Source organism: Ochrobactrum soli (assembly GCF_003664555.1).
In the GTDB taxonomy this organism is placed as follows: domain Bacteria; phylum Pseudomonadota; class Alphaproteobacteria; order Rhizobiales; family Rhizobiaceae; genus Brucella; species Brucella teleogrylli.
Window position 1 is genome coordinate 321018 of the sequence record NZ_RCHH01000003.1, and the last position, 26052, is coordinate 347069.

Here is a 26052-nt window from a genome sequence, read left to right on the forward strand (position 1 = left end):
CAGGGCTTGTTAACCAATCATTAGGGTTAACGGATTATTGATGAAGGAGAAATCGGGCTTGATGGACCGGGGCGCAGCACCGGTCGCATATGGAGGCGGGATGCTCAACATCGGTGTAATGGGCGGCGCTGGTTTCCGCCTTGGCGTGGCTTCTATCCTTTCAGCGCTTGTCCTCACCGGCTGCAACACGGTGGACCGCACTACGACAGGATCGGTGCGACGCGTCGAAACCGCAGCCACTTTCGATCACATGAACGACGCACAGCTTGCCGCGATGGCGGGCCGTCTTGGCGCGCAATATGAGCGCAACCCCAAGGACCGTGGCACAGCGCTCAATTATGCAGGCGTGCTGATCCGGCTTGGACGCAACGATCAGGCTCTGGCCGTCATGCGCGCGCTGGTCATCACCTATCCGAAGGATCAGCAGGTCCTCGCCGCCTATGGCAAGGCGCTGGCCGGCGCGGGTCAGTTCGACACCGCACTTGATGCCATCCGCCGTGCGCAGAACCCGGCCTATCCCGACTGGAAACTCGTCTCCGCCGAAGGTGCCATTCTCGACCAGATGGGCAATCGGGATCAGGCCCGCGCCATGTATCAGAAGGCGCTACAGATCAAGCCGAACGAACCGTCGGTACTCTCCAATATGGGCATGTCCTATCTTCTCGCCGGTGATTCCAAGGCGGCGGAAAACTATTTCCGGCAGGCGTCCGTTCTGCCTGGCGCGGATAGCCGCGTGCGTCAGAATCTGGCGCTTTCAGTCGGATTGCAGGGGCGTTTTCAGGAAGCGGAAACCATTGCCGCGCAGGAGCTTTCGCCGCAACAGGCCAAGGCCAACACGGATTATCTGCGTTCTATGCTGGTGCAGCAGAACTCCTGGAACATGCTCAAGGACAAGCCGAAGGGCTGACGTTCTTACATCCGGCGATGCATCAGCGCGGACCGAACAGTCCGCCCTGCGCGGCGATCTGGATGAAGGCCGGGCCAAGAATGACGATGAACAGCACCGGCAGGAAGAACACGATCATCGGCACGGTCAGTTTCGGCGGCAGGGCTGCCGCTTTCTTTTCCGCTTCCAGCATGCGCAGATCGCGGCTTTCCTGAGAAAGCGTTCTGAGCGCCTGCGACACCGGCGTACCGTAACGCTCTGCCTGAATAAGCGCCTGCGAAACCGATTTCACCTGATCGACGCCGGTACGGCTGGCGAGATTATCATAGGCCTGACGGCGCTCGGGCAGGAATGACAGCTCGGCATTGGTGAGCATCAGTTCTTCCGCCAGTTCCACCGATTGTATGCCGATTTCGTCGGCCACCTTGCGAAAGGCTGCTTCAACCGACATGCCCGATTCGACGCAGATCAGCATCAGGTCGAGCGCATCGGGCCAGGCCCGGCGGATCGACTGCTTGCGCTTGGCCGCCTTGTTGGAAACATAGAGGTTCGGCGCATAGAACCCGGCATAACCGGCCAGAATACAGACGAAAATCCGGACGAAGAACGAGTGGTCCGGCAGATTGCCGAGCACGAAGACGTAAAAGGCTGCCAGCGTCATCGCGCCGAAAGGCAGCACGAAGCGCAGAAACAGGAAGATGTTGAGTGGGTTTTGCCCACGAAAACCGGCCGTTCTGAGTGCTGCAATCGTCTTTTCGTCGGCCAGCGCCTTTTTCAGATCAAGCCTTTCGACGAAGTCGCGAATGCCCTGCTTTTGTTGGTGACGCAGGCTGTTGCGCCGGTCGTTTTCCGTTGCTAGCCGCGCGCGTTCGCGCGAGCGGATCGCCTCGCGCTCAATGGCAACCGATTTCATGCGTGATTTCAAAACACTGGTGCTGAGGACCGGCATGACAACAGTGACGATGGCGGCGAAGACCGCAACCGTGATCAGCATGGCGATCAGAAATTGCGGGTCACTCAGTTTTTCGATGAGGAGAGAAAACATGGTCTGCGCCTCACATATCGAAATTGATCATGTTCTTCATGATGAAGATGCCGGTCGCCATCAGCACGGCGGCAATGCCCAACAGCATATGGCCGGTTGATGACGTGAAAAGCAGCGTCATATATTGCGGGCTGGTCAGATAGACGAGCACCATGACGATAAAGGGCAGCGCGCCGATGATGGCGGCTGATGCCTTTGCTTCCATCGAAAGCGCATCGACCTTGGCTTTCATCTTCTTGCGATCACGCAGCACCTTGGACAGATTGTTCAGCGCTTCCGAAAGATTGCCGCCCGCCTGAGACTGAATCTGGATCACGATGGCGAAGAAGTTGGTTTCGGGGCAGGGCATGCTGTCGGGCATCTTGCCAACAGCTTCGGGGATCGACAGACCCATCTGCTGGGCTTCAACGACTTTCTTGAATTCGCCTTTGACCGGCTCCAGCGCCTCGCTGGCGATCAGGCGCAAACCATCGTTGAGGGGCAGGCCCGCCCTTGTCGCGCGGACAATGACGTCGAGCGCGTTTGGAAATTCTTCCAGAAACTTCTTCAGCCGACGCTTGCGTTTTTGCAGCACAAACCAGCGTGGCAGCCCGAAAAAGCAGGCAATGGCAATGCCGGGAAGAAGCAGAAGCGGCAGGCCGAAAATAAAGCCGATCAGGAGGCCGGTGAAGGCCGTGACGCCGGAATAGATATAGAACTGGCGCAGCGTGATGCTCAGGCCCGCCTGCGTCAGCATGATCCGCAGCGGCGGATATTTCTGATTCTTCTCGCGCTGCTTCTGCCGCGCTTCGAGATCCTTGATATTGTCTTGCAACAGTTTGCGGCGTTTCTGGATATCGGTGTTTTTGTCCCGTTCGCTGCGGGTGACACTGCGTTCGGCATAGTTGCGCACGGTTTCCAGCCGCCGCGAGGCGGGGTCCTTGCTCGCCAACCTGTCATAGAACAGCACATAGGCGAGCGCAGCACAGGCGACCACCGCCAGAACAATGAAGATCAGAATGCTGACGGGGGAGGCGGTCATCAGTCAACCGTCTCCATACTGTCGAGAACAGTGGCAAGGCGGCTATCTTCGTTGTAATAGCGCGCGCGTTCCCAGAAGGCCGGACGACCAATGCCGGTCGAACTGTGCGTGCCGAGAATACGCCCGGATGCGTCCTCGCCCTTGATGTCGTAAAGCATCAGATCCTGGGTGATGATAACGTCGCCTTCCAGCCCGACAACTTCTGTCACATGGGTAATGCGACGCGAACCGTCCCGCAGGCGCGCCGCCTGAATGATGATATCGATGGAGTTGACCAGAATTTCGCGCACGGTCTTCTGCGGCAGCACATAGCCGCCCATGGCGATCATGGCTTCCATACGGCTGAGACATTCGCGCGGGCTGTTGGAGTGGATGGTGCCCATCGAGCCGTCATGGCCGGTATTCATGGCTTGCAGCAGATCGAAGACTTCCGGTCCGCGCACTTCGCCGACGATGATTCGCTCCGGGCGCATACGCAAGCAGTTTTTGACCAGATCGCGCATGGTCACTTCGCCTTCGCCTTCCAGATTGGGCGGGCGGGTTTCAAGGCGCACGACATGGGGCTGCTGCAATTGCAGTTCGGCGGAATCTTCGCAAGTGATGATCCGCTCATGCGTATCGATATAGCGGGTCAGGCAGTTCAAAAGCGTGGTCTTGCCCGAACCCGTGCCGCCGGAAATGATGACATTGCAGCGCACGCGGCTGATGATCTGCAACAGTTCCGCACCGGCGCTGGAAATCGCGCCGAAACGCACCAACTGGTCGAGCGTCAGCTTGTCCTTGCGGAATTTGCGGATGGTGAGCGCCGGGCCGTCGAGCGACAGGGGGGACGCGATGACATTGACGCGCGACCCGTCCGGCAGGCGTGCATCGCAGATCGGGCTTGATTCATCGACGCGCCTGCCGACCTGGCTGACGATGCGCTGGCAGATATTGAGAAGCTGCTGGTTGTCGCGAAACCGGATACCCGTTTCCTGCACCCTGCCATCGACTTCGATATAGGTGTGGCGCGAACCATTGACCATGATATCGGCAATGTCGTCGCGGGCGAGCAAAGGCTCCAGCGGACCGTAGCCCAGAACATCGTTGCATATGTCGTCGAGCAGTTCTTCCTGCTCGGCAATCGACATCACGAAATTCTTGATGGCGATGATATCATTGACGATATCGCGGATTTCCTCGCGCGCCGTATCGGGCGCCATGCGCGAAAGCTGCGACAGATCAATCGTGTCGATCAGCGCGGAAAAGACCTGCGCTTTGGTGTCGTAATAGCCTTCGGTCTTCTCGCGCCCGCTGCTGGTGGGCGGGGCAGGTCTGGCAGGCGTGGTGGGAACAGCAGCCTGCATGCGGGACGGCTGAACAGGCTCCGTGCGCTGCACAGGCTGAGGCGCGATTGCTTTTGCAATGCTGCCATCCTGTTTGCTTCCTGAATCGTTGCCTCTTTTGCCGAACATGATTTTCCGCCGTTACTTCGTCTTGCGTACAAATTTGCCCAAAAGACCGGAGATGCCATTCTTCTTGCGCGGCTGGACATCAGCCCGTCCCGTCAGCACGTGCGCTAGATGCGTGATGGTTGCAGAAACCGGGCTGTCGGGGCTGGTTTCCGCGATCATGCGCCCGGTATTGGCGGCATTGCCGAAAAGCTGCGGTTCGAATTCGATGGCAGCAATCGGGTCGATGCCGAGCGGTTCGGAAAAGTCCGACAGTGCAATTTCGGGACGTTTCGGCACACCCACCTGATTGAGCACCAGATGTGGCTTCAGATCGTTCGGGCGCAATTGCGCCAGCGTGTCGAGCAGGTTCTTCGTATTGCGCAGATTGGCGAGATCGGGTGCTGCGACGATCACCACTTCATCGGCCCGCATCAATGTGGTGCGGGTCCAGCCGTTCCAGCCATGCGCCAGATCGAGAACCACCAGCGGCGAGGTGCGCTGGGCGACATCGATTATTTCGGAAAAGGCGTCTTCCTGAAAATCGAAGGTGCGCTCCAGACTGGAAGGGGCGGCGAGAATCGAGAGATGTTCGCCATATTGCACCAGAAGGCGGTCGAGATAGACCTCGTCCACCCGTTCAGGCGAAAACACGGCATCGGCGATACCGAGCGTCGGGTCTTGATCGAAATTGATATTGGCCGTGCCGAAGGGCAGGTCCATATCGGCCAGAACCACGTCGTGCCGGAACAGGTTCGAGATCGACCAGGCGACATTATGCGCGATGGTCGATGCGCCGACACCGCCCTTCGCGCCGATAACCGCGATGGAACGTCCAAGCGGTTCGGCACCCGGATCGAGAAATATCGATGAGACGATGGCCAGAACATCGGCTAGCGAAACAGGCGCTACGATATATTCCGATACGCCGCGCCGCAGCAATTCGCGATAGAGCCAGACTTCGTTGGAATGACCGATGACGAGCACCTTGGAACCGGGATCGCAGACCTCCGACAGGCGCTGGAGCTCGTCGAGCAGAATGCTCGGTTCCGACGACGATTCGACAATGATCAGATTGGGCGTTGAGGCTGTCTGGTAGAACTCGATGGCCGCTTCTATGCCGCCGCCGGAGACTTTGAGATGCGTCTTGGCCATGCGCCGGTCGTTGCCGGCACGTTCGATGGGAATAGCGACGCTTTCGTTTTCACAAAAGGCCTGGATGGAAATGCGCGGAATCGGCCGCACATTTTCCAGCATGATCGGCGCGCGCTGTTCGGCAATTTCGCTGCCATTGTCCGGTTCGAAGGCGATATTTGTCATGGTTCGCCCTCTTAGTAATTTGCCTGTTCGCTGCGGGGTTCTTGCCAATTATCCGTCTGCGCAGTCGACATTTTCGTGTAGCCCTGATCGCCATTGAGGCGTTCCGTCGTGCGGTCGGAATCGATTGGAGAGGAAGCGCGCGGCCCCAGAAGATCGGCTGGATTGGCGACTTGAGCTGCGAGATTGTTTTGCATCGAGCAGCCGAAATTGGCGTAATGCTTGTTTTCCGGCGTGGTCGCAATATCGTCCGGCCAGCGACCGCAAGGCGTCGTGCCAGCCGTCATCGCATAATAGCTGATGCGGATCGGCGCTGCGGCATCCGGTGATGGAACGGGATAGTTTTCAATGGCGATATTGGTCTGCTTGATGCCACCCTTGCGCAGCGCTGCGGAGATTTCGGTGCTCAGGCGATAGGCGGCAGCCTGATTGGCTGCACCAGCTGGAACCAGCACATAGACCATGCCCGATCCGTTATAGCGATAGTTGGCGACGGCCTTCTGAACGATGCCGCGCTGCATGGTGTTAAGCCGGCTATCGGCGCTGCCGACCGGAATGTCGGTCACCTGTTCGCGCTCGGCAATCGTGATGGGATGATTGGTGCGGTAATCGTCAGGCAATGCGCCGACGGTCACGTGCTGCCGGTTGGCGCAACCTGCCAGAAGCGCGACCGACAGAACCAGCATCGCCGACTTGATGGAAACCTTTTTGCCCCGGATTGTCATTCCCGTTTCCCCGCTCATTTGTAGATATACCCGACAACGCCGTTGTAACGGCCGGGCGGCAGCTTGGTCTCCATCGTCCCGTAAACGCGGTTGACCTTGCCGAGAATGTAACCGGCGCCATCGCTGGCCGGATTAAGATTGTCGTCGGGGCGCGCAAGCTGCTGCCGCGCCACCGGGCGAGCGAGATAAGGCGTCACAATGACGACCAGTTCGGATTCGTTGCGGATGAAGTCCTTGCTGCGGAACAGCGCGCCGAGGACGGGAATCTTGGTAAGACCCGGAAAGCCGGAAACCGACTGGCGCACTTCATCGCGGATAAGGCCGCCGATCATCATCGAGCCGCCGGATGGCAATTCCACCGTGGTGTCCGCCACGCGCTTGCGCAGCGAAAGCAGGCTCGCGCCCACGCCCTCGGCTTTGTTGGTCGTACCGGAGCCTTCGGTGGTCGGTTCCGACACCGAAGTTCTGATCTTGAGGCTTATCCGCCCCGGTCCCAGCACCACCGGCATGAATTCCAGCCCGATGCCATATTCGATCTTGGCCAGCTGGTTGGTGCGCTTGCCATCATCGTCATAGGTGACGCTGTTGATGACATTATATTCGCCGCCGACATTGAAGGCGGCCTTTTCGCCGGAAATGGCGGTTAGTGTCGGTTCGGCGAGCGTCTTCATGACACCAGCCGTTTCCATCGCGCGCAGATAGGCCGAGAAATTGCTGGTCGCGAGACCAAAGCCGGTATCGGAAAGATTATTGCCGATCGCGCCAGCGATGCTTTCCGAAATGCCCGCATAGGAAATGCCGTTGCTGGTTCCGCTGCCCGTCATATTGACGCCGAGCTGCTTCATGACGGTGCGGCTGACTTCGGCCACCGTCACCTTCAGCGTGACCTGATCTTCCCCAACGATGGTGAGCATATTGACCACTTTACTGGTGCGCCGCCCTGCATCGGGATTGTCGATTGCTACTCCGCCGCCATCGGTCGGGGCCGAAGCGGTCGTCGAATACTGGCCCGTCGTGGCTTCACCACCGGTTACGAAAAGGCTTGCAAGCTTTGCGGCCTGCGCCGAATCCTGTGGCGTCTGAACCGTGCCGGTCAAAACGACGTTGTCGTTGATCAGTTCAACCCGGATATCGGAACCTGGAACGAGACGTTTCAATTGCGTCGAAAGGCTGCTGACATCGCGCTCGATTTCAACATCGATGGAGGCGATCTGTTCGCCATTCGGGCCGAAGACAAAGATATTCGTCTGCCCGACCTGCTTGCCGAACAGATAGATGCGGCGCGATGTGCGCGTGACCGCATCCGCGATGGATGGATTGGAGACGAGAACGTCATAGGCGTCCTGCGGCAGGTCCAGCACAAGCGATTTGTTGAGACCAAGCGCGATGCGCTGGGCGCGGCCCTGTGCGCCGACCTTGACGACGCCACCCGCTGCCATGGCAGGCGCTTCGAAGAAAGGCTGGGCGCAAAGTGCCAGGCTTGCGGCAATGAGGGCGGATTTGGCAAAATACGGGCGCACGCGTTTTCCCTGTTTCATGAGCGCGGTCCTACTTCTGTAATGCTGCCGGACTTGATGACCTTGACGGTTCCGCTGCGCGTCGGCGAGGAAACCAGATAGTCGGCCTGCTTGATGTCCTTGTCTTCCGCATCGTGCATGGAGCGAAGGGACAGGGTCAACCGGTCGGCCATCTGCTGGGCGACGGTGATGATTTCCGCCTGATCGGGCGTCAGTTCCAGTGTCGCGGTCTGGCCGACCATGACCTTGCGGCCCTGTTCGTCTTCCTGAATGGTCTGGTCGATGGCGAGGATACGCACATTTTGCAGCACGGTTTCGGTCGTGAAAGGCGCGATGGAGGTGCTGGTTGCATTGTCCGGCTTGCGACGGGTCATGATGACATCGACAAAATCATTGGGCAGGATGAAACCGCCCGCCGAGCTTTCGGCATTGATCTGGGTCGCAACCGCGCGCATGCCGGGCGGCAGGATCGAGGAGAGGAAGCTCTGTCCGGGGCCGATCAGCTTCACCTTGCGAATGGGTTCGCCGGGGAAAAGTTGCAGCCTGACGGTTGCGCCATTGAGCTGATTGATCGCATCGGGTTCGCTGGACCGGGTGATATAGCCGTCGGATATCGCTTCGGCAGGCCATGACTGCCAGCGCATTTGCGAGGTCAGTTCAGCACCGACACCGAGGTTTTCCGTGGCGACCAGCACTTCTTCCAGCTGGATCTGTGGGGTTTCGGACGCAACCACGACCGGCGCTGGCGGCGGTGCCGCCAGATTCATGGCGATATAGCCCGCACCGCCAGCAGCGATGACGGCTACCCCAAGAATGAGCAGACGAGCTGATTTCATGATGCGCCCCGTGCAAGTCCCCACGTCCGAACGACGTGTTCCAAAATTGCACTGGCAATCGTGTAATTATGGTTAATATAATCTTATTCGTATTAAGAAATATAAGTTCCGCAGGGCAATTTCGTGCTGGCCGTTACGCGGGAGCGAACAAAATCGACTGCATGGTCTGGCCAACGGGTGAGAGCGGGAAGCTCCACAAACCGGCAGCACCCAAAGCGATACCGTAGGGAATCCCGACATCCTTGTGCGACAGCCGTTCCAAAAAGGCATAGCGATCCGCATGCGCCGGGCGCGGCATCAGGCGGTAAAGAATGATGAGAAGCGTGAGGGCGCCGCCAATCAGCGAAAACTTGATGACATAATCCACCAGCCCCGGATTGAAGCCGAACCACAATGTGGTTGCTGCAATCATTTTTGCATCGCCGCCGCCCATGGTGCGCAGGCAGAAGAGCAGGAAAGTGATGCAAAGCATCAGCCCGCCTGCCAGCAGATGCCAGCCGTAATCGGCAAGGGCAAGACCGGAAAACGGTGCAAGGATGATGAAACCGGCGGCGAGCCCAATCGAAACCCGGTTGCGAATGGTCATCGACAGAAGATCGGTGACCATGGCCGTGACCATCGCCGCCACGAATATCGCCGTCATCAGCGCCGCTATGACCATCGAATCCCCCGATCCCTTCAATAAGTGTTATTGGCCGTTGGTCGCGTTCTGAAAGCTCGTGGCAACGCTGTCGAATTTTTCGCCGACGCTGCCGGCCATGAGCGCCACGCCGCTGACGATCGCAATCGAAACCAGCGTGCCGATCAGCGCATATTCAATCGCTGTGGAACCGGCCCGGTTCTTCAAAAAACGCGTCATCAATGTCGGCATTGTACGCTCCTTCACCTCTCCGAAGACGGCTGCCCCATCATGGCCGTCGCTCTGTTCGGATGGCTGAAAGATAATCGACACGCATTGTTGGGCCCTTAATAATCAGGGTTAATGAAGCGTTTCCTGTCGATTGGCTCGCCGCTCTCGCATGCTAGTGGATTGAATTTGACGTTTGAATCCCGGCTGACACATACGCTGTTTCAAACGTCAAATTCGAAAAATCCACTAGATACATATAGTTGCTAGTGGTCTTTTTGATTCCAACATTTGCTCAGCGCGTGAACCGAGGGAGCAAATGTTGGAATCAGACCACTAGGCGGGCGTGGCGGACGGCTTAATGCTTCCTTCACCAATCCTCTTCATTATTTGCTAGGCATATTACGGGGGTCGTAGAGTGGCGCATCGGTTTTTCTCTTCGGAAAAGTTGCGGAAGGCATCTGCTTTGGCCGCAATGATGCTGGTTTCAGCAGGGCTTCAGGCTGCGCAGGCGGAAGAATATATCAAGCTGGAAACCAGTCAGGCGCGCATCCTTCGTCTGGCCCGACCCGCCGACACGGTAGTGATCGGCAATCCCGCCATTGCGGATGCAGTGGTGCAGGATTCCCAGACCATCGTGCTGACCGGCAAGGATTTTGGCGTTACCAATATCGTTGTCATGGATAAGAACGGCGAGCCGATCATCGACCGGGAACTCGTCGTTTCCAGCAATGCGCGCGGCACCATGCGCGTTTATCGCCAGGCAGAGGTGCAGACGCTGTCCTGCACACCCTATTGCGAAAAGGCGTCCACCAAGACCGGCGACGATAAATAACACCCCTCTCTAAAATCCGGCCTGCGCCGTTAATACTCTTTCAGGTTGTCCTGATGTAATCATGCGCCATTGTTTGAACCGGCGGGTTTGGGTGGGGCATGGCATTCATGGATTTCCGTCAAAGGCGCGGAGAAGGACGGCTGCGGTTGCAGGCCGCCGTCCGTCAGTTGCGGCTGTTCGGTCGGGCGCGAGACGGCGTCACGGCCATTGAATTCACGCTCCTGATCATCCCGTTTCTCCTCATCGTCTTTTCGATCATTGAAACAGGCATGAATTTCACCGCCCGACAGGTGTTGTGGAACGCCACGCAGAACGTGGCGCGCCAGATCCAGACCGGGCAGGTCCGGGGAAGCGATCTCACGCAGACCAGAATCCAGACCATGCTTTGCGATCAGATCCAGTTCATGGTGAAAACCGGTTGCGAGGGGTTGTCATTCAATCTCGGAACATATTCCGGCTTTGCCTCGGTCCCGAACCGCGACATTCTGACGGACAAAGGTTATCTGTCGCGCACCGGCATCACCGGCACCAACGGCACCTCGACCATCAACCAGCTCAATGTGCTTTATCGCTGGCCGGTTCTGACCAACATTCTCTACATGACCGATAGCGCCGATGCTGAGAGCGGCACTATGCCGTTATTCTCCACGCTGACATGGCAAAACGAGCCGTTTCCAAACTGACGACGAATATCGGGTTGTGGCCCGGACTGGACCTATATCGCCATGCGAACAGCATTATCCCGGTTGTTGAAAAGATTTTTCCGCGACAAGCGCGCGGTCGGCGCGGTTGAATTCGCGCTGATCGTCCCGGTTCTGCTCCTGATTTATCTGGGCTCCACCGATTTGGCCGATGGTCTCGACGTCAACAAGAAGGTGTCGCGGTCCGCGAGTGGCCTTGCCGATCTGGTCACGCGCCAGATATCCGTCAAAGCCACGGATATCGACGATATGTTCGCCATCGGCAGCACGTCGCTTTTGCCCTATCGCCGGACAAGCCCGAAGATCAGGGTGACAGCCATCAAGGTCACCAAGGCGCAGTCGTCCAGCACCTATTCCGTGACTGTTGACTGGTCGCGCGCCAATGTCGCAAATTTCGCGGCGCTGGCTGGCAGCAAGACCGATCTTCCCGAGGCGCTGGTCGCAAGCGATGCCTATTTCATCAAGGTCGACGTCGAACTGGACTACAGGCCGCTGAACTCCTGGATATCGACCAGCATACCGATGAGCGAGACCTATTACCTCGCGCCGCGCTATACCAACACCATTCCCTGCAGCGGTTGCTGAACCCGTGTCTTGGCTCTACCCCTTGCACTACAGTTGCAAATTCGTCAGGCCGCGGCGAAACGAGTGATTTTCGAGCACCGGAGCGGAGCGTACTTAAGGGTACGTGAGCACCGGAGCGCAGGAAATTGCTCGTTGCAGACCGGCATCACGAAGAATGCAACTGTAGTGCTTGGCAATGCGGATAAAACCCAACATATAGAAGGAAAGGCCAAACCGCCCCCTTCAGGATTTGTTTTCATGCCAGAATTGCCCGAGGTAGAAACCGTTCGCCGCGGCTTGCAACCCTTCATGGAAGGCGCAACCATCGAAAAGGTCGATCAGAACAGACCCGATCTCCGCTTTCCATTCCCGGAGCATTTTGTCGAGCGTCTGACCGGTCATCGTATCGAGGCGCTCGGTCGCCGTGCGAAATATCTCACGCTTCACCTCGATGACGGCCTGTCCGTCATCAGCCATCTTGGCATGTCCGGCTCGTTTCGCATCGAGGCCGACGATGATGCCGATACGCCCGGTGCCTTCCATCATGAGCGTTCGAAGAACAGCGCCCATGACCATGTGGTGTTTCACCTGTTGCGGTCGGGCGGTTCGGGCGCGCGCATCATCTATAATGATCCGCGCCGTTTCGGCTTCATGCTGTTTGCGGAAAAAGGCGCGCTCGATACGCATCCGTTTCTGAGCGGCCTCGGGATCGAACCGACCGGCAATCTTCTGTCGGGGGCGGTACTGGCGGAGTTGTTCCAGGGACGGCGCACGCCGCTCAAGGCAGCGCTGCTCGATCAGCGGCTGATCGCCGGTCTCGGCAATATCTATGTCTGCGAGGCGCTGTGGCGTTCCGGCCTGTCGCCCATGCGGGCAGCCGGGGCCGTGGCGGACGATGCAGCACTTATGGAGCGTCTGGCGAGCGATATCCGCACAGTGATTGCGGAGGCGATTGCTGCGGGCGGATCGAGCCTGAAGGATTATATTCAGGCCGATGGCGCACTCGGCTATTTCCAGCATTCCTTCTCGGTCTATGGGCGGGAAGGGGAGCCGTGTCGCAATCCCGCCTGCAATGGCGTGGTCGAGCGTGCGGTTCAGGCGGGACGTTCGACTTTTTTCTGTGCCTCGTGCCAGACATAAGACCTTGCCAAACGGGGATGGCCGGTTCACCTTGCCGCCCGGAAATTGAAGCTGTCATGGTATCGGCCTTATAGGGGCCTGAACCGGACGGCGATGCCTGATGAAGGAGGAGCAGAATTCCATGGCTTATGAAACGATCATCGTCGAGACGCGCGGCAATGTCGGGCTTATCCGCCTCAATCGCCCGCAAGCGCTCAATGCGCTCAATCGGGGAGTGCTCGATGATTTGACGGATGCGCTCTCGGCTTTCGACGCCGATGACAAGATTGGCGCCGTGGTGTTGACCGGTTCCGAAAAAGCCTTCGCGGCGGGTGCCGACATCAAGGAAATGCAGTCGATCGATTTCGTCGATGCCTATCTGCAGGATATGTTCGCCGACTGGCAGAAGGTGGACCGCGTGCGCAAGCCGATCATCGCCGCCGTTTCCGGCTATGCGCTGGGTGGCGGGTGCGAGCTGGCCATGATGTGCGACTTCATCATCGCGGGCAGCAATGCCAAGTTCGGCCAGCCGGAAATTACGCTGGGCGTAATTCCTGGCATGGGCGGCTCGCAGCGCCTGACCCGTTTTGTCGGCAAGTCCAAGGCCATGGATATGTGCCTGACGGGCCGCATGATGGATGCAGCGGAAGCCGAGCGTTCGGGTCTCGTTTCGCGGGTCGTTGAGCCGGAAGTCTTGCTGGAAGAAGCGCTGAAGGCAGCCGAGCGCATCGCCTCCTTCTCGCGTCCGTCCGTGCTGATGGCCAAGGAAGCCGTCAATCGCAGCTACGAATTGACCTTGAACGAAGGACTGCGCTATGAGCGCCGCCTGTTCCATTCGCTTTTTGCGACGGAAGACCAGAAGGAAGGCATGGCCGCTTTCATCGACAAGCGCACGCCAAGCTTCAAGAATCGATAAGACTGACAGCACATCGGGCAGCCATTACCGTTGCCCGATGCGGTATGATGGCCCCTTGTAAGGGCCGAAAAGCCCGCGCGCAGGCGCAAATCCGGCTTTTTGATTGGCGGTTGAGGCAGAATCCTCGTTGACGTGAGGGCAAAGCTGATCTATAAGCCCGCCCACGGATCGGCGGCCTTCCCGGGATTTCTAGGGATTTCGGCTGCCCTAGAGGTTTTGTGCCCGGCGGTTTAAGCCCCTGGCTAGCTGACAGAAAAAGAGAGGCATTTATGGCCAATACTCCTTCGGCCAAGAAGGCAGTGCGCAAGATCGCTGCCCGCACCGAAATCAACAAGTCGCGCCGCTCGCGCGTTCGCACTTTCATCCGCAGGCTGGAAGACGCTCTGCTGAGCGGCGACAAGCAGGCTGCGGAAGTCGCATTCAAGGCTGCTGAGCCTGAACTGATGCGCGCAGCCTCCAAGGGCGTCGTGCACAAGAACACTGCTGCTCGCAAGGTGTCTCGTCTTGCCAAGCGCGTGAAGGCACTCAACGCCTAATTGCCGCCTATTTTTATATGTAAATTTCGAAACCCGGCTCATTGTTAGCCGGGTTTTCTTTTTTTCAGGTTTCTGCCAAAAGACTGCGCAAGGAGAGGTCGCCATTTTTTCGCAGTTTTTTCAATGTGAAAAGGCCAGTTTCCGAGGTTTCCAAAAGCAATGATTGGGTAATTTTCAATTGTAATTTCAATCATTTGCGGAGATTCCAACGGAGTTATCCACAGGGGGTTGGCGGGACTCGGAAGGCCGTTTGAGTCAAGCAGAATTTTAAAATTTATTTTTCAGGCGGAACAGATCAGGACCATCTAATTTGACCATGTGGAAAATGCCTTGAATCCAAAGGTGTTAATTCGCTGGCGTCCGATTCCCTGTCTGTCGCACGGCCCTATGCAAGGGGTTTTATGAAAAAAAACTGGCAATCTCAGGCTTGCTCTTTGCGCCGGCCCTTCGCTAAAGTCAGCTCATCAAGAGGGGTGGGCCACCGGCCCGGAGTTAGCGCTTATTGCTGTCGAATGTCAGCGTGGATGTTCAATCCGCGGGCGCTATTTTCTGGTCTCCAAGGTCCTCTTTCTTTCAGGCGATTGCTTATCATTCAATGACCGGGCCATTAACTGGCCATTAACCGGAAAGTCGTTTTGGACAGATGGCGGGCAATTGAGTGGTTGTCGTGGAAGGGGTTCCGGGCAATCAGCCTTCGGTGAACAGTTGTATGAGTCGTGCGCGGGTAACCGGAAAGGAGTATTTCGGTTTGGGACCTGTTGGGTTCGATTGAGTTTGTGTTTGGCCCGGATGTTTGCGGGTCTGAGTGTATGAATGAGTACCGCCGACGTTGAAGGACGACAGATCCGGAACGACGAGCTGGAAAAAATGACAAGCGCCGGAAAATGGCGCGTACGAATGTGAAGGCAGGCGAGCGATGGCAATGACGAGCGGCAAGGCGACGGCAACGATGGGTGATGATGCACATGCGAACCGTATCCATGGATCTTCTGCTACCGGCAATGACAAGAGCCTGACGAACGTGGACGCTGCGGTTAGCGAAGAGGCTTTCGAGCGCCTGACGGCAAAGCTGAAAGCCCGCGTGGGCAGCGAAATCTATTCGAGCTGGTTTGGCCGGTTGAAACTTGACGATATTTCCAAGAGCATTGTGCGTCTGTCGGTTCCGACCGCTTTTCTGCGCTCCTGGATCAACAATCATTATTCCGAACTCCTGACCGAACTCTGGCAGGAAGAAAACGCGCAGATCCTGAAGGTCGAAGTCGTGGTGCGCGGCATGAACCGTGTGGTTCGCAGCGCCGCTCCCGCAGAAACGGCAGAATCGGCTGAAACCAAGCCGGTCGTGGCGCCGCGCGAAAAGATGATGTTCCCGGTCGGCCAGTCCTTTGCCGGTCAGCATATCGGCGACAAGCGCGGCTCCGCCGTGGTCGCAGAATCGGCTGCCGCTTCGGGCTCGATTCTCGGTTCGCCGCTTGATCCGCGCTACACCTTCGACAGCTTCGTCGATGGCGCATCGAATCGCGTGGCGCTTGCTGCCGCCCGCACCATTGCGGAAGCCGGTTCCAGCGCCGTGCGCTTCAACCCGCTTTTCATCCATGCCTCGGTCGGTCTCGGCAAGACGCATCTTCTCCAGGCCATTGCAGCGGCAGCGTTGCAGCGTCAGGAAAAGGCCCGCGTCGTTTATCTGACAGCTGAATATTTCATGTGGCGCTTTGCGACCGCGATCCGTGACAACAATGCGCTTTCCTTCAAGGAGCAGCTGCGCGACATCGACCTTCTGGTCATCGACGACATGCAGTTCCTGCAGGGCAAGTCCATTCAGCACGAGTTCTGCCATCTCCTGAACACGCTGCTCGACAGCGCCAAGCAGGTCGTGGTTGCCGCTGATCGTGCACCGTCGGAACTGGAATCGCTCGACGTTCGCGTCCGTTCGCGTCTGCAGGGCGGCGTCGCGCTTGAAGTGGCCGCACCGGATTACGACATGCGCGTTGAAATGCTGCGCCGTCGTCTGAACACGGCACAGGTCGAAGATCCGAGCCTCAACATTGGCGACGAGATTCTCTCGCATGTTGCCCGCACCGTCACCGGATCGGGTCGCGAGCTGGAAGGTGCTTTCAACCAGCTTCTGTTCCGCCAGTCTTTCGAGCCTAATCTGTCGATCGACCGCGTGGATGAGCTGCTGGGTCACTTGACCCGCGCAGGTGAACCGAAGCGCATCCGCATCGAGGAGATCCAGCGCATCGTGGCGCGCCATTACAATGTTTCGAAGCAGGATCTGCTCTCGAATCGTCGTACCCGCACCATCGTGAAGCCGCGTCAGGTGGCGATGTATCTCGCCAAGATGATGACGCCGCGCTCGCTGCCGGAAATTGGCCGCCGCTTTGGCGGACGCGATCACACCACCGTGCTGCACGCTGTGCGCAAGATCGAAGATCTGGTGGGTGCCGACACCAAGCTGGCACAGGAACTGGAGCTTCTGAAGCGCCTCATCAACGATCAGGCGGCTTGATTAACACGACAGTTGCAAATTCGTCAGGCCATGGCGAAACGGGTGATTTTCGAGCAACGGAGCGGAGCGTACTTAAAGGTACGTGAGCACCGGAGCGCAGGAAATTGCTCGTTGCAGCCCGGCCTCACGAAGAATGCAACGGTCGTGTTGGAGAGCTTCCCCGCTATCAACCGCGGTTATCAACAAAAAGCCCGGGCCCTGTCGCATTACGGCACGGCGCGGGCTTGCTTTTCTCCTTAAAAATCTGCCACTTTAACGGACCTTTCTGGCGCCTCTGGCGCCGTACCGACGAGGGCCGCTGCCCGTCAGATGCAAGCGCCCTGGTCCCAGCGAGCGAGTGCGTTTGAACATGCGTGTTACCCTAGAGCGATCGAACCTTCTCAAATCTCTCAACCACGTCCACCGCGTCGTGGAGCGTCGCAACACGATTCCGATTCTGTCGAACGTGCTTTTGCAGGCCGAAGGCGCAAGCCTTGCCCTCAAGGCGACCGATCTCGACCTCGAAGTGAATGAAGCAACCGCCGCCATGGTCGAGCAGGCGGGTGCGACGACCGTTCCGGCACACCTTCTCTACGACATTGTGCGCAAGCTTCCCGATGGCGCGGAAGTCATGCTGTCGACTAATCCGGATGGCGGTTCCATGTCGGTCATTTCCGGCAAGTCGTCCTTCCGTCTCCAGTGCCTGCCGCAGTCGGATTTCCCGGAACTGACAGCCGGGTCTTTCACCCATTCCTTCCGCATCGAAGCGCAGGCGCTGAAGCGCCTTATCGACCGCACCCAGTTTGCGATCTCGACGGAAGAAACCCGCTATTATCTGAACGGCATCTACTTCCATGCCATTGAAAGCGACGGCGCTCTGAAGCTGCGCGCCGTGGCGACCGACGGTCACCGTTTGGCGCGTGCCGAACTGGAAGCGCCATCGGGCACGGAAGGCATGCCGGGCATTATCATCCCGCGCAAGACGGTTGCCGAACTGCAAAAGCTGGTTGACGCTCCGGATGTGGTGGCGACAGTGGAACTGTCGGATGCCAAGATCCGCTTCACGGTCGGCTCGGTGGTGCTTACTTCCAAGCTCATCGACGGCACCTTCCCGGATTACCAGCGCGTCATTCCTTCCGGCAATGACAAGAAGCTCACCATCGGACGCCAGGAATTCGCCGCTTCGGTGGACCGCGTTTCGACCATTTCGAGCGAGCGTGGCCGTGCGGTCAAGCTTTCCATCGCCGATGGCCAGTTGACGCTGACGGTCAATAATCCCGATTCGGGCAGCGCTACGGATGAGCTGGCAGCGGATTATGATTCCGATCCACTGGATATCGGCTTCAACTCCAAATATCTGCTGGACATCACCAGCCAGCTTTCCGGCTCGGATGCTGTCTTCATGCTGGCTGATGCCGGTTCGCCTACACTGGTGCGCGACACCGGCGACGAAGATGTGCTGTATGTCCTGATGCCGATGCGCGTCTAAGAGCTATCGATCTTCAGGCTCTGGCGGCCTGCAAATGGCGTGATATTTCGCTTCCGGTGCTCACGTGGCATTTTTCGTCGCATAATCTTGACCCGAAAGTTTGCAACTTTTCGGGATTATGCGGTGAAGTACACTCCGCTCCGGTTTTCAAATCCCACCATTTTCGGCTCGCCATAACCAAAATCTCGACAGCCACGGCATCTTGCTGGAAGAGGCCTCTTAAAGAACCCGATTGTGGATATAAAAGACGATATAACGAGCCGCCCTGACCGGGTTTCGGTCCGGCGGCTTAAATTGACTGATTTCCGCAATTATGCGGAACTCTCGCTGCCGCTTGGTCCCGGCCATGTGGTGCTGACGGGCGAGAACGGTTCGGGCAAGACCAATCTCATCGAAGCACTTTCCTTTCTGTCGCCGGGGCGCGGCCTTCGCCGGGCCTCCTATGACGATGTGGCGCGAACGGTCGCGCCTGATGGCTTTGCCATCCATGCGACGCTCGACTGTATGATTTACGGCGAAGCAGAAATCGGCACCGGAACTGCGGGCGGCGGAGAAGGCGGGCGCAAGGTTCGCATCAACGGCGTTGCGGCCTCTGGCGACGAGCTGCTCGATTATGCCCGCATTCTTTGGGTCGTTCCTTCCATGGACGGGCTTTTCACCGGTGGCGCGTCAGACCGGCGGCGTTTTCTCGACCGCATGGTGCTCGCCATCGATACCGCGCACGGCAAGCGTGTGCTCGATTATGAGAAGGCCATGCGCAGCCGTAACCGGCTTTTGAACGAAGGCAATAATGACGACCGGTGGCTCGACGCCATTGAAAGTCAGATGGCGGAGCTTGGCACCGCCATTGCCGCAGCGCGGGCGGAAGCCATGCGGCTGATTGCAGCCATGATCGAACGGTTGCCGGCAGAAGGTCCTTTCCCGAAGGCGGATTGCTTTCTGGAAGGTTCGCTGGAACAGCGGATCGGCGTTGAGGCGGCGCTCGATCTGGAAGAGGATTTCCGCCGCAACTTGCGTGACGGGCGTATCCGGGATCGAGCGGCTGGCCGCACGCTGGACGGGCCGCACCGCACCGACCTCATCGTGCAGCATCGGCCGAAGGCGATGCCTGCCGCCCTTTGTTCGACCGGGGAGCAGAAGGCATTGCTGATCGGTCTTATCCTCGCCCATGCGCGCCTGACCGGCGAATTATCCGGCATGGCCCCGATTCTCCTTCTGGACGAAATCGCCGCGCATCTCGATTCAGGTCGTCGTGCCGCCTTGTTCGGCATTCTCGATGATCTCGGCGGACAGGCCTTCATGACCGGAACCGACAGGGCGCTGTTCGATACGCTTGGCGGCGATGCGCAGTTTTTCAGTGTCGCAGGCGGCGTCCTCACCAAGAGCTAAAATATCCGCTGACAGCATCGTCGCGGCGGCTTATGTTGTGACCATCATGAATGCACCATCCAGACCATTTTCGTCCGAAGAGCTTGAACGCTATGCGCGCCATATCGTGCTGCCGGAAGTCGGCGGTCCCGGCCAGCAGAAGCTGAAGGCGGCCCGCGTGCTGGTCGTCGGCGCTGGCGGTCTCGGCGCGCCCGTGCTGCAATATCTGGCGGCAGCGGGCATAGGAACGCTTGGCATCGTCGATGACGACACGGTTTCGCTGTCCAACCTGCAGCGTCAGGTCATCCACGACACGGAAAGCGTCGGGCAGCAAAAGGTCGAGAGCGCGCGAAGCGCCATTACGCGCATCAATCCGCATGTGGCGGTCGAAGGCCACGCCCTGCGTCTCAGTGCGGACAATGCCGAAGCGCTCATTGCCGCTTACGATGTGATCGTCGACGGTTCCGATAATTTCACGACACGCTATGTGCTGGCGGATACGGCAGCCAAGGTCGGGCGCCCGCTGGTGACAGGCGCGATGGGCCGTTTCGATGGAACCGTGACGGTCCTGATGCCCTATCTGACGGGGCCAGATGGCGCGCCACATCCCTCCTATCGCGATCTCTTCCCGGAAGCACCGCCGCCGGGAACCGTCCCAACCTGCGCGGAAGCGGGCGTGCTGGGCGTGTTGCCGGGCGTGATCGGCAGCTTGCAGGCGATGGAGGTCATCAAGCTCGTCATCGGCATCGGCGAGCCGCTGGTCGGTCGCCTGTTGCTCTATAATGCGCTGAATGTCCGCTTCGAGACCATTCGCTACAAGGCGCGCACGCCCAAATGACCACGCCCCGTATCGTACCCATCACTCAGGATTTCGCCCGCTGGGACGAGCTTCTGAAACTCATCCGCGACAGCTTTGCCTATATGGACGGCGTGATCGATCCGCCGTCTTCCGCGCATCTTCTGACCGCGGAAGGGCTGAAACAAAAGGCCAGCGATGAAATCGGCTTTGTCGCCCTGATCGGCGAAGAACTGGTAGGCTGCGTTTTCATCAAAGAAGGAAGCGACAGCTTTTATCTCGGCAAGCTGGCCGTTGCGCCTGCTTTCGAGGGGCAAGGGATCGCGCGCGCCCTTATGCATTGTGTGGAGGCCGAAACTATCGCGACGGGCAAGCCGGCGATTGAATTGCAGGTGCGTATCGAACTGACGCGCAACCGGGCAGTGTTTGAAAAGCTCGGTTATTGCAAGATCGCGGAAACGGCGCATCCCGGCTATACGCGCACGACCTCCATCACCATGCGCAAGGAAATCGTGCAGGGATAGGCGGTGAGATGACCGGCAGCCGGTAGCTGCCGATCAAGCCGAATATCAACATCAATACTGCGTGTTGCGGTCGACGATATGCTCCAGCGTGCCATTGCGCTCGAAAGCTTCGATCTGCCGGATGATCTGCGGCACCAGCGCGGTCGCTGACGAGCTTGCGGCGGCGTGCGGGGTGATCGTCACGCGCGGATGATCCCAGAGCGCGCTGGTGGCCGGCAGCGGTTCCTGATTGAACACATCGAGCGTTGCTGCCGAAAGCAGCCCACGGTCGAGCGCGGCCAGAATATCAGCCTCGTTCTGCAAGCCGCCGCGTCCGGCATTGATCAATACCGGCGCGCCGAACGGTCCGTCGCTTTTCAACTGCGCGAACATCGACATGGACAGGATGCCCTTGGTGTCCGGCGTCAGCGGCAGCAAGCAGACGAAAATATCGGCGGTCTTGAGGAAAGCGCCAAAGCCGTCGCGACCGTGATAGGTTTTGACGCCCTTGATTTCCTGAGGGCGGCGGCTCCATCCGGTCACGTTAAAACCGAGCGCGGTCAGCTTTTCAGCCGCATCGCGACCCAGCACGCCAAGCCCCATAATGCCAACCGTCACCTCATGGGCGGCAGGCTGGCGGCGATCTTCGTGCCAGACATGGTTCTGCTGCTGCTTGCGATAGCGCGAGCCCAGACGGTGATGATCCAGCACCTGCCAGACCACATATTCGGTCATGCGCATGGTCAGATCGTCGGAGATGATGCGCACCAGCGGCACATCGGGAATGCGGTCATCGCGGAACACATGGTCCACGCCAGCGCCAAGCGAGAAGATGACTTTCAGATTGGGCAGATTGGCGAGCGAGCCGGGCTTCTGCTTCCATACGAGCGCGTATTTGACGGAAGGATCGGCCTCGGCGCGCTCGGTCACCACGGGGCGATCCGGCGCATTGTCCTTGAATGTCTTCAGCCAGATTTCCGGATCCCAATCGGTGATCGCCAGAAGAATATTGCCTTTGTCGTTGTTCGTGGTCATTGCCTCACTCCTCCCCAAGTGGTCCGATTCCGACATTTGCCTTCAATTGCCTTTAGCTCCGAGCAAATGTCGGAATCAAAGGACCACTTATCAATTCTGTATCTAGTGGAGTTTTGAATTTGACATTTGAACCTGCGTATCGGTCGGGCGGTGTCCAAATGTCAAATTCACTCCACTAGCGCCTCCATATGGAAGGCTGCCGCCATCAACGCCTTGGTATAGTCGGTCTTCGGATTGGCGAAGACGTCCTTCGCCGTACCATATTCAACCGCCTTGCCGTTGCGCATCACCAGCACATCATTGGCCAGTGCCCGCACCACTTTGAGATCGTGGCTTATGAAAAGATAGGCGAGATCATGCTTCTTCTGCAATCCACGCAAAAGATCGACCACTTGCGCCTGCACGCTCATGTCGAGCGCCGAGGTCGGCTCATCCAGCATCACGAACCGCGGGTTCAGCACCATGGCGCGCGCAATGGCGATGCGCTGGCGCTGGCCGCCGGAAAATTCATGCGGATAGCGGAAGCGGGTTTCGGGATCGAGGTTCACTTCCTGAAGTGCCGAGACGACACGCGCATCGCGGTCGTCTGCCGAGAGTTTCGGCTCATGCACCAGCAGACCTTCGGCGATGATGTCCGCAATGGTCATGCGCGGTGAGAGCGAGCCGAACGGGTCCTGAAACACGATCTGCATTTCACGACGCAGCGGACGCATGTCCTTGAAGCTGAATTTCGCGATATCGCGCCCTTCAAAGTGGATATCGCCTTTTGATGAAATCATGCGCGAAAGGGCAAGGCCGAGCGTAGTCTTGCCAGAGCCCGATTCGCCGACGACACCGAGTGTCTGACCGGCGCGCAGATTGACATCGATACCGTCCACTGCCTTCACATGGTCGACGGTCTTGCGCATGAACCCCTTTTTGATCGGGAACCAGACACGGATATCCTTGCCTTCCATCACCGTTTTCGCTGCCGGATCGGCAGCGGGCGGCTCGCCCTTCGGTTCGGCGGCAAGCAGATGTTTTGTATAGGGATGCTGCGGATTGTCGAAAATTTCCGTTGTCGGTCCAGCCTCGACGATCTTGCCTTTGCTCATCACGCAGACCTTGTCGGCGATCTTGCGCACGATGCCGAGATCGTGGGTGATGAACAGCATCGACATGCCCTGCGCGGCCTTGAGTTCGGCCAGCAGCTTCAAAATCTGCGCCTGTACCGTCACATCAAGTGCGGTGGTGGGTTCATCGGCAATCAGCAGTTTCGGCTTGTTGGCCAGCGCCATGGCGATCATCACGCGCTGGCGTTGTCCGCCAGAAAGCTGATGAGGGAAGGCTGACAGGCGCTTCTCCGGCTCGCGAATACCCACTTCGTTCAAAAGCTCCAGCGTGCGTGCTCGTGCCTGGGCGTCGCCCATGCCCTGATGCACACGCAAAATTTCGCCGACCTGCCGCTCGACGCTGTGCAGCGGGTTGAGCGAGGTCATCGGCTCCTGAAAGATCATGGCAATGTCGTTGCCGCGCACGCGCCGCAATTCCGGCTCGGAGGCCTGCATCAAATCCTTGCCGTTGAAAAGGATTTCACCGGAAGGGTGGCTGGCCGCCGGATAGGGCAGAAGTTTCAGCACCGACAAAGCGGATACAGACTTGCCCGAGCCGGATTCGCCGACCAGTGCCACAGTTTCGCCTTCGGCAATGTCGAAGGACACGCGGTCGACGGAAATGCGTTCTTCGCCATTCTGGCGGAAGGCCACCGACAAGTCGCGGACGGACAGCAGGGTTTTATTGCCTGATTCGGACAGGGATCCGCTCATTGACCCACTCATTGAAATGCCTTTCGCGGATCGAATGCGTCGCGGGTCGCCTCGCCGATGAAGATCAGCAGCGACAGCATGACCGAGATGACCACGAAGCCGGTAATGCCGAGCCACGGCGCCTGAAGATTATTCTTGCCCTGCGCCAGAAGTTCGCCGAGCGAGGCCGAGCCGGGTGGCAGGCCGAAGCCGAGGAAGTCGAGCGAGGTCAGCGTGGTGATCGAGCCGTTGAGGATGAAGGGCAGAAAGGTCAGCGTCGCCACCATGGCATTGGGCAGAAGATGCCGCCACATGATGGTGCCGTTCTTCACGCCGAGCGCGCGCGCGGCATTCACATATTCAAAATTTCGGGCGCGCAGGAATTCAGCGCGCACCACGCCGACGAACGCCACCCATGAGAACAGCAGCATGATGCCGAGCAGCACCCAGAAGCCGGGCGGCAGGATCGCCGCTATGATCAGCAACAGATAAAGCACGGGGATCGACGACCAGATTTCGATGATGCGCTGGAAGATCAGATCGACCCAGCCGCCGAAATAGCCCTGAACCGCGCCTGCCGTCACGCCGATGATGGCCGAGAAGAAGGTGAGGATCAGGCCGAACAGCACCGAAATGCGGAAGCCATAAAGCGCGCGCGCAAAGACGTCGCGCGCCTGATCGTCGGTGCCTAGCAGGTTGAAATTGCCGAAACGGCAATTGGGATCGCTCACGCCTTGCGGATAGCGCTGGCAACGTTCCTCGGCGGAAAAGAGCCAGAAAGGCTTGGACGGCGCCGCTTCCGGGATTTCATTATTCACGGTGTTGTAGGAATAGCGGATCGGCGGCCAGATCGCCCAGCCATTATTGGCGATTTCTTCCTGGATCACCGGATCGCGATAGTCGGTCACCGCATAGAAGCCGCCGAATTTCTCTTCCGGATAATCGACAAAGACCGGCGCCAGCAACTCGCCCTTGTAGGAAACGAGAATGGGGCGATCATTGGCGATGAATTCCGAGCAAAGGGCGGCAATGAGCAGGAACAGAAAAACCCACAGCGACCAGTAACCGCGTTTGTTGGCCTTGAAATTCTGCCAGCGGCGACGGTTCAGCGGCGACAGCCATGGACGCTTTACGGGCTTGACGGTGGGGGTGAGGGCGGCATCGGTCATCACACGTCCCTCCGGTCGAAATCGATGCGCGGATCGATCCACGTATAGGTCAGATCGGACAGAAGCCCGACGAGCAGACCGATCAGCGAGAAGATGAAGAGATTGGCGAATACAACCGGATAATCACGGTTGATGACCGACTGGTAGCCGAGCAGGCCAAGACCGTCGAGCGAGAAGATGGTTTCAATCAAAAGCGAGCCGGTGAAGAAAGCCGAGATGAAAGCGCCCGGAAAACCGGCAATGACGATCAGCATGGCGTTGCGGAAGACATGGCGATAAAGCACCTGATTTTCGGTAAGGCCCTTGGCGCGCGCCGTCGTCACATATTGCTTGCGGATTTCCTCGAGAAACGAGTTTTTCGTCAAAAGTGTTGTGGTGGCGAAGGCCGAAAGCACCAGCGCCGTGACCGGCAGAACCATGTGCCAGAGATAGTCGCCGATCTTGCCCCAGAATGACATTTGCACGAAGTCGGGCGAGGTGAGGCCGCGCAGCGGGAACCAGTCGAAGAACGAGCCGCCCGCAAACAGCACGATCAGCAGGATGGCGAAGAGGAAGCTTGGAATGGCATAGCCGACAATGATGACCGCGCTGGTCCATGTATCGAAGCGCGTGCCTTCCTTGATTGCCTTGCGAATGCCAAGCGGGATCGAGATCATGTAGGACAGAAACGTCAGCCACAGGCCGAGCGAGATCGAAACCGGCATCTTTTCCTTGATCAGATCGATGACGCTGATGTCGCGGAAATAGCTGCGCCCAAAATCAAAACGCAGATAATTCCATAGCATCTGACCGAAACGTTCCAGTGGCGGCTTGTCGAAGCCAAACTGCTTTTCAAGATCGGCAATGAATTGGGGGTCGAGCCCCTGTGCGCCGCGATATTTCGAATTGACCGAGCCGCTATCGACCGCGCTCTGGCCGAAATCGCTGCCGCCACCGGAAAGGCGGTCCAGCGCGTCGCCGCCCTGACCGGAAAGCTGCGCGATCACGCGCTCGACCGGACCGCCGGGAGCGAATTGAACAACGGCGAAGGAAATAGCCATGATGCCGAAGATGGTCGGGATCATTAAGATCAAGCGGCGGAGGATGTAGGCGCCCATTAGCTTGGCTCTCGCGTTAGATCCGTGTTTC

25 protein-coding genes are annotated in these 26052 nt (G+C 58.3%); 12 read left to right on the forward strand and 13 right to left on the reverse strand.

The window, feature by feature from the left end; genetic code table 11:
- The first annotated feature begins 100 nt into the window (after positions 1–100).
- Positions 101–907, forward strand: a complete 807-nt coding sequence (locus D8666_RS06945) for a tetratricopeptide repeat protein (protein ID WP_121537436.1) — start codon at positions 101–103, stop codon at positions 905–907.
- Between the two features lie 22 nt (positions 908–929).
- Here D8666_RS06945 and D8666_RS06950 read toward each other — a convergent pair whose 3' ends face one another.
- From D8666_RS06950 to D8666_RS06990, 9 genes are all read right to left on the reverse strand, one after another.
- The gene (locus tag D8666_RS06950; RefSeq protein WP_121537016.1) at positions 930–1931 is read right to left on the reverse strand and encodes a type II secretion system F family protein; all 1002 of its coding nucleotides are present in this window, start codon (positions 1929–1931) and stop codon (positions 930–932) included.
- A gap of 10 nt (positions 1932–1941) precedes the next feature.
- Positions 1942–2952, reverse strand: a complete 1011-nt coding sequence (locus tag D8666_RS06955) for a type II secretion system F family protein (protein WP_109370123.1) — start codon at positions 2950–2952, stop codon at positions 1942–1944.
- A complete protein-coding gene (locus D8666_RS06960; protein WP_109370124.1) occupies positions 2952–4406 on the reverse strand; it encodes a TadA family conjugal transfer-associated ATPase in 1455 nt (484 codons plus the stop codon). The genes D8666_RS06955 and D8666_RS06960 overlap by 1 nt, the downstream gene beginning before the upstream one ends.
- 12 nt (positions 4407–4418) lie before the next feature.
- Complete coding sequence (locus D8666_RS06965; RefSeq protein WP_121537018.1) at positions 4419–5702, reverse strand: CpaE/TadZ family protein; 1284 nt, start codon at positions 5700–5702, stop codon at positions 4419–4421.
- An 11-nt stretch (positions 5703–5713) separates the two neighbouring features.
- On the reverse strand, positions 5714–6424 hold the full coding sequence (locus D8666_RS06970) for a CpaD family pilus assembly protein (RefSeq protein ID WP_109370126.1): 711 nt from the start codon (positions 6422–6424) through the stop codon (positions 5714–5716).
- Between the two features lie 14 nt (positions 6425–6438).
- Entirely contained in the window at positions 6439–7962 is a 1524-nt protein-coding gene (locus tag D8666_RS06975) for a type II and III secretion system protein family protein (protein WP_121537020.1), read from the reverse strand.
- The gene (gene cpaB / locus D8666_RS06980) at positions 7959–8777 is read right to left on the reverse strand and encodes a Flp pilus assembly protein CpaB (RefSeq protein WP_109370128.1); all 819 of its coding nucleotides are present in this window, start codon (positions 8775–8777) and stop codon (positions 7959–7961) included. The genes D8666_RS06975 and cpaB overlap by 4 nt, the downstream gene beginning before the upstream one ends.
- Positions 8778–8910: 133 nt before the next feature.
- Positions 8911–9438 carry an A24 family peptidase gene (locus D8666_RS06985; protein WP_109370129.1) on the reverse strand — a complete coding sequence of 176 codons (528 nt, stop codon included), beginning with the start codon at positions 9436–9438 and terminating at the stop codon, positions 8911–8913.
- 27 nt (positions 9439–9465) lie between these two features.
- Positions 9466–9729 (reverse strand): Flp family type IVb pilin, encoded by a 264-nt coding sequence (locus D8666_RS06990; protein ID WP_235858895.1) that lies wholly within the window; start codon positions 9727–9729, stop codon positions 9466–9468.
- A gap of 370 nt (positions 9730–10099) precedes the next feature.
- Between D8666_RS06990 and D8666_RS06995 the strand changes: the two genes are divergently transcribed.
- The 11 genes from D8666_RS06995 (at position 10100) to D8666_RS07050 (ending at position 20957) form a co-directional block, all read left to right on the forward strand.
- Complete coding sequence (locus tag D8666_RS06995; protein ID WP_109370131.1) at positions 10100–10459, forward strand: pilus assembly protein N-terminal domain-containing protein; 360 nt, start codon at positions 10100–10102, stop codon at positions 10457–10459.
- 98 nt (positions 10460–10557) lie between these two features.
- Positions 10558–11142, forward strand: a complete 585-nt coding sequence (locus D8666_RS07000; protein ID WP_235858896.1) for a TadE/TadG family type IV pilus assembly protein — start codon at positions 10558–10560, stop codon at positions 11140–11142.
- A gap of 66 nt (positions 11143–11208) precedes the next feature.
- The gene (locus tag D8666_RS07005; RefSeq protein ID WP_235858897.1) at positions 11209–11745 is read left to right on the forward strand and encodes a TadE/TadG family type IV pilus assembly protein; all 537 of its coding nucleotides are present in this window, start codon (positions 11209–11211) and stop codon (positions 11743–11745) included.
- 237 nt (positions 11746–11982) lie between these two features.
- Complete coding sequence (gene mutM, locus D8666_RS07010) at positions 11983–12864, forward strand: bifunctional DNA-formamidopyrimidine glycosylase/DNA-(apurinic or apyrimidinic site) lyase (protein WP_109370350.1); 882 nt, start codon at positions 11983–11985, stop codon at positions 12862–12864.
- A 121-nt stretch (positions 12865–12985) separates the two neighbouring features.
- Positions 12986–13759, forward strand: coding sequence for an enoyl-CoA hydratase (locus D8666_RS07015; protein ID WP_109370351.1), 774 nt, complete (start codon positions 12986–12988; stop codon positions 13757–13759).
- A 269-nt stretch (positions 13760–14028) separates the two neighbouring features.
- Positions 14029–14295 (forward strand): 30S ribosomal protein S20, encoded by a 267-nt coding sequence (gene rpsT, locus D8666_RS07020; protein WP_109370133.1) that lies wholly within the window; start codon positions 14029–14031, stop codon positions 14293–14295.
- A 922-nt stretch (positions 14296–15217) separates the two neighbouring features.
- The gene (dnaA, locus tag D8666_RS07025) at positions 15218–16801 is read left to right on the forward strand and encodes a chromosomal replication initiator protein DnaA (RefSeq protein WP_109368053.1); all 1584 of its coding nucleotides are present in this window, start codon (positions 15218–15220) and stop codon (positions 16799–16801) included.
- A 349-nt stretch (positions 16802–17150) separates the two neighbouring features.
- Positions 17151–18269, forward strand: a complete 1119-nt coding sequence (gene dnaN, locus D8666_RS07035; RefSeq protein WP_109368055.1) for a DNA polymerase III subunit beta — start codon at positions 17151–17153, stop codon at positions 18267–18269.
- A gap of 234 nt (positions 18270–18503) precedes the next feature.
- A complete protein-coding gene (gene recF, locus D8666_RS07040; protein WP_121537022.1) occupies positions 18504–19658 on the forward strand; it encodes a DNA replication/repair protein RecF in 1155 nt (384 codons plus the stop codon).
- Positions 19659–19704: 46 nt separating this feature from the next.
- The gene (locus tag D8666_RS07045) at positions 19705–20475 is read left to right on the forward strand and encodes a molybdopterin-synthase adenylyltransferase MoeB (RefSeq protein WP_109370134.1); all 771 of its coding nucleotides are present in this window, start codon (positions 19705–19707) and stop codon (positions 20473–20475) included.
- The gene (locus D8666_RS07050) at positions 20472–20957 is read left to right on the forward strand and encodes a GNAT family N-acetyltransferase (RefSeq protein WP_109368057.1); all 486 of its coding nucleotides are present in this window, start codon (positions 20472–20474) and stop codon (positions 20955–20957) included. Before D8666_RS07045 ends, D8666_RS07050 begins: the two co-directional genes overlap by 4 nt.
- A gap of 51 nt (positions 20958–21008) precedes the next feature.
- Here D8666_RS07050 and D8666_RS07055 read toward each other — a convergent pair whose 3' ends face one another.
- The 4 genes from D8666_RS07055 to D8666_RS07070 form a co-directional block, all read right to left on the reverse strand.
- Complete coding sequence (locus D8666_RS07055) at positions 21009–21971, reverse strand: 2-hydroxyacid dehydrogenase (protein WP_109368058.1); 963 nt, start codon at positions 21969–21971, stop codon at positions 21009–21011.
- A 167-nt stretch (positions 21972–22138) separates the two neighbouring features.
- On the reverse strand, positions 22139–23788 hold the full coding sequence (locus D8666_RS07060) for an ABC transporter ATP-binding protein (RefSeq protein ID WP_109368059.1): 1650 nt from the start codon (positions 23786–23788) through the stop codon (positions 22139–22141).
- Positions 23785–24924, reverse strand: coding sequence for an ABC transporter permease (locus tag D8666_RS07065; protein ID WP_109368060.1), 1140 nt, complete (start codon positions 24922–24924; stop codon positions 23785–23787). The genes D8666_RS07060 and D8666_RS07065 overlap by 4 nt, the downstream gene beginning before the upstream one ends.
- On the reverse strand, positions 24924–26021 hold the full coding sequence (locus tag D8666_RS07070) for a microcin C ABC transporter permease YejB (protein ID WP_109368061.1): 1098 nt from the start codon (positions 26019–26021) through the stop codon (positions 24924–24926). The genes D8666_RS07065 and D8666_RS07070 overlap by 1 nt, the downstream gene beginning before the upstream one ends.
- Positions 26022–26052: the final 31 nt, after the last annotated feature.

Excerpts from the sequence above, each read along its gene's own strand:
- D8666_RS06945 (WP_121537436.1), top strand. The coding sequence starts at position 101 with ATGCTCAACATCGGTGTAATGGGCGGCGCTGGTTTCCGCCTTGGCGTG.
- D8666_RS06950 (WP_121537016.1), bottom strand. The coding sequence starts at position 1,931 with ATGTTTTCTCTCCTCATCGAAAAACTGAGTGACCCGCAATTTCTGATC.
- D8666_RS06955 (WP_109370123.1), bottom strand. The coding sequence starts at position 2,952 with ATGACCGCCTCCCCCGTCAGCATTCTGATCTTCATTGTTCTGGCGGTG.
- D8666_RS06960 (WP_109370124.1), bottom strand. The coding sequence starts at position 4,406 with ATGTTCGGCAAAAGAGGCAACGATTCAGGAAGCAAACAGGATGGCAGC.
- D8666_RS06965 (WP_121537018.1), bottom strand. The coding sequence starts at position 5,702 with ATGACAAATATCGCCTTCGAACCGGACAATGGCAGCGAAATTGCCGAA.
- D8666_RS06970 (WP_109370126.1), bottom strand. The coding sequence starts at position 6,424 with ATGACAATCCGGGGCAAAAAGGTTTCCATCAAGTCGGCGATGCTGGTT.
- D8666_RS06975 (WP_121537020.1), bottom strand. The coding sequence starts at position 7,962 with ATGAAACAGGGAAAACGCGTGCGCCCGTATTTTGCCAAATCCGCCCTC.
- cpaB (WP_109370128.1), bottom strand. The coding sequence starts at position 8,777 with ATGAAATCAGCTCGTCTGCTCATTCTTGGGGTAGCCGTCATCGCTGCT.
- D8666_RS06985 (WP_109370129.1), bottom strand. The coding sequence starts at position 9,438 with ATGGTCATAGCGGCGCTGATGACGGCGATATTCGTGGCGGCGATGGTC.
- D8666_RS06995 (WP_109370131.1), top strand. The coding sequence starts at position 10,100 with ATGATGCTGGTTTCAGCAGGGCTTCAGGCTGCGCAGGCGGAAGAATAT.
- D8666_RS07000 (WP_235858896.1), top strand. The coding sequence starts at position 10,558 with ATGGCATTCATGGATTTCCGTCAAAGGCGCGGAGAAGGACGGCTGCGG.
- mutM (WP_109370350.1), top strand. The coding sequence starts at position 11,983 with ATGCCAGAATTGCCCGAGGTAGAAACCGTTCGCCGCGGCTTGCAACCC.
- D8666_RS07015 (WP_109370351.1), top strand. The coding sequence starts at position 12,986 with ATGGCTTATGAAACGATCATCGTCGAGACGCGCGGCAATGTCGGGCTT.
- rpsT (WP_109370133.1), top strand. The coding sequence starts at position 14,029 with ATGGCCAATACTCCTTCGGCCAAGAAGGCAGTGCGCAAGATCGCTGCC.
- dnaA (WP_109368053.1), top strand. The coding sequence starts at position 15,218 with ATGACGAGCGGCAAGGCGACGGCAACGATGGGTGATGATGCACATGCG.
- dnaN (WP_109368055.1), top strand. The coding sequence starts at position 17,151 with ATGCGTGTTACCCTAGAGCGATCGAACCTTCTCAAATCTCTCAACCAC.
- D8666_RS07045 (WP_109370134.1), top strand. The coding sequence starts at position 19,705 with ATGAATGCACCATCCAGACCATTTTCGTCCGAAGAGCTTGAACGCTAT.
- D8666_RS07050 (WP_109368057.1), top strand. The coding sequence starts at position 20,472 with ATGACCACGCCCCGTATCGTACCCATCACTCAGGATTTCGCCCGCTGG.
- D8666_RS07055 (WP_109368058.1), bottom strand. The coding sequence starts at position 21,971 with ATGACCACGAACAACGACAAAGGCAATATTCTTCTGGCGATCACCGAT.
- D8666_RS07060 (WP_109368059.1), bottom strand. The coding sequence starts at position 23,788 with ATGAGTGGGTCAATGAGCGGATCCCTGTCCGAATCAGGCAATAAAACC.
- D8666_RS07065 (WP_109368060.1), bottom strand. The coding sequence starts at position 24,924 with ATGACCGATGCCGCCCTCACCCCCACCGTCAAGCCCGTAAAGCGTCCA.
- D8666_RS07070 (WP_109368061.1), bottom strand. The coding sequence starts at position 26,021 with ATGGGCGCCTACATCCTCCGCCGCTTGATCTTAATGATCCCGACCATC.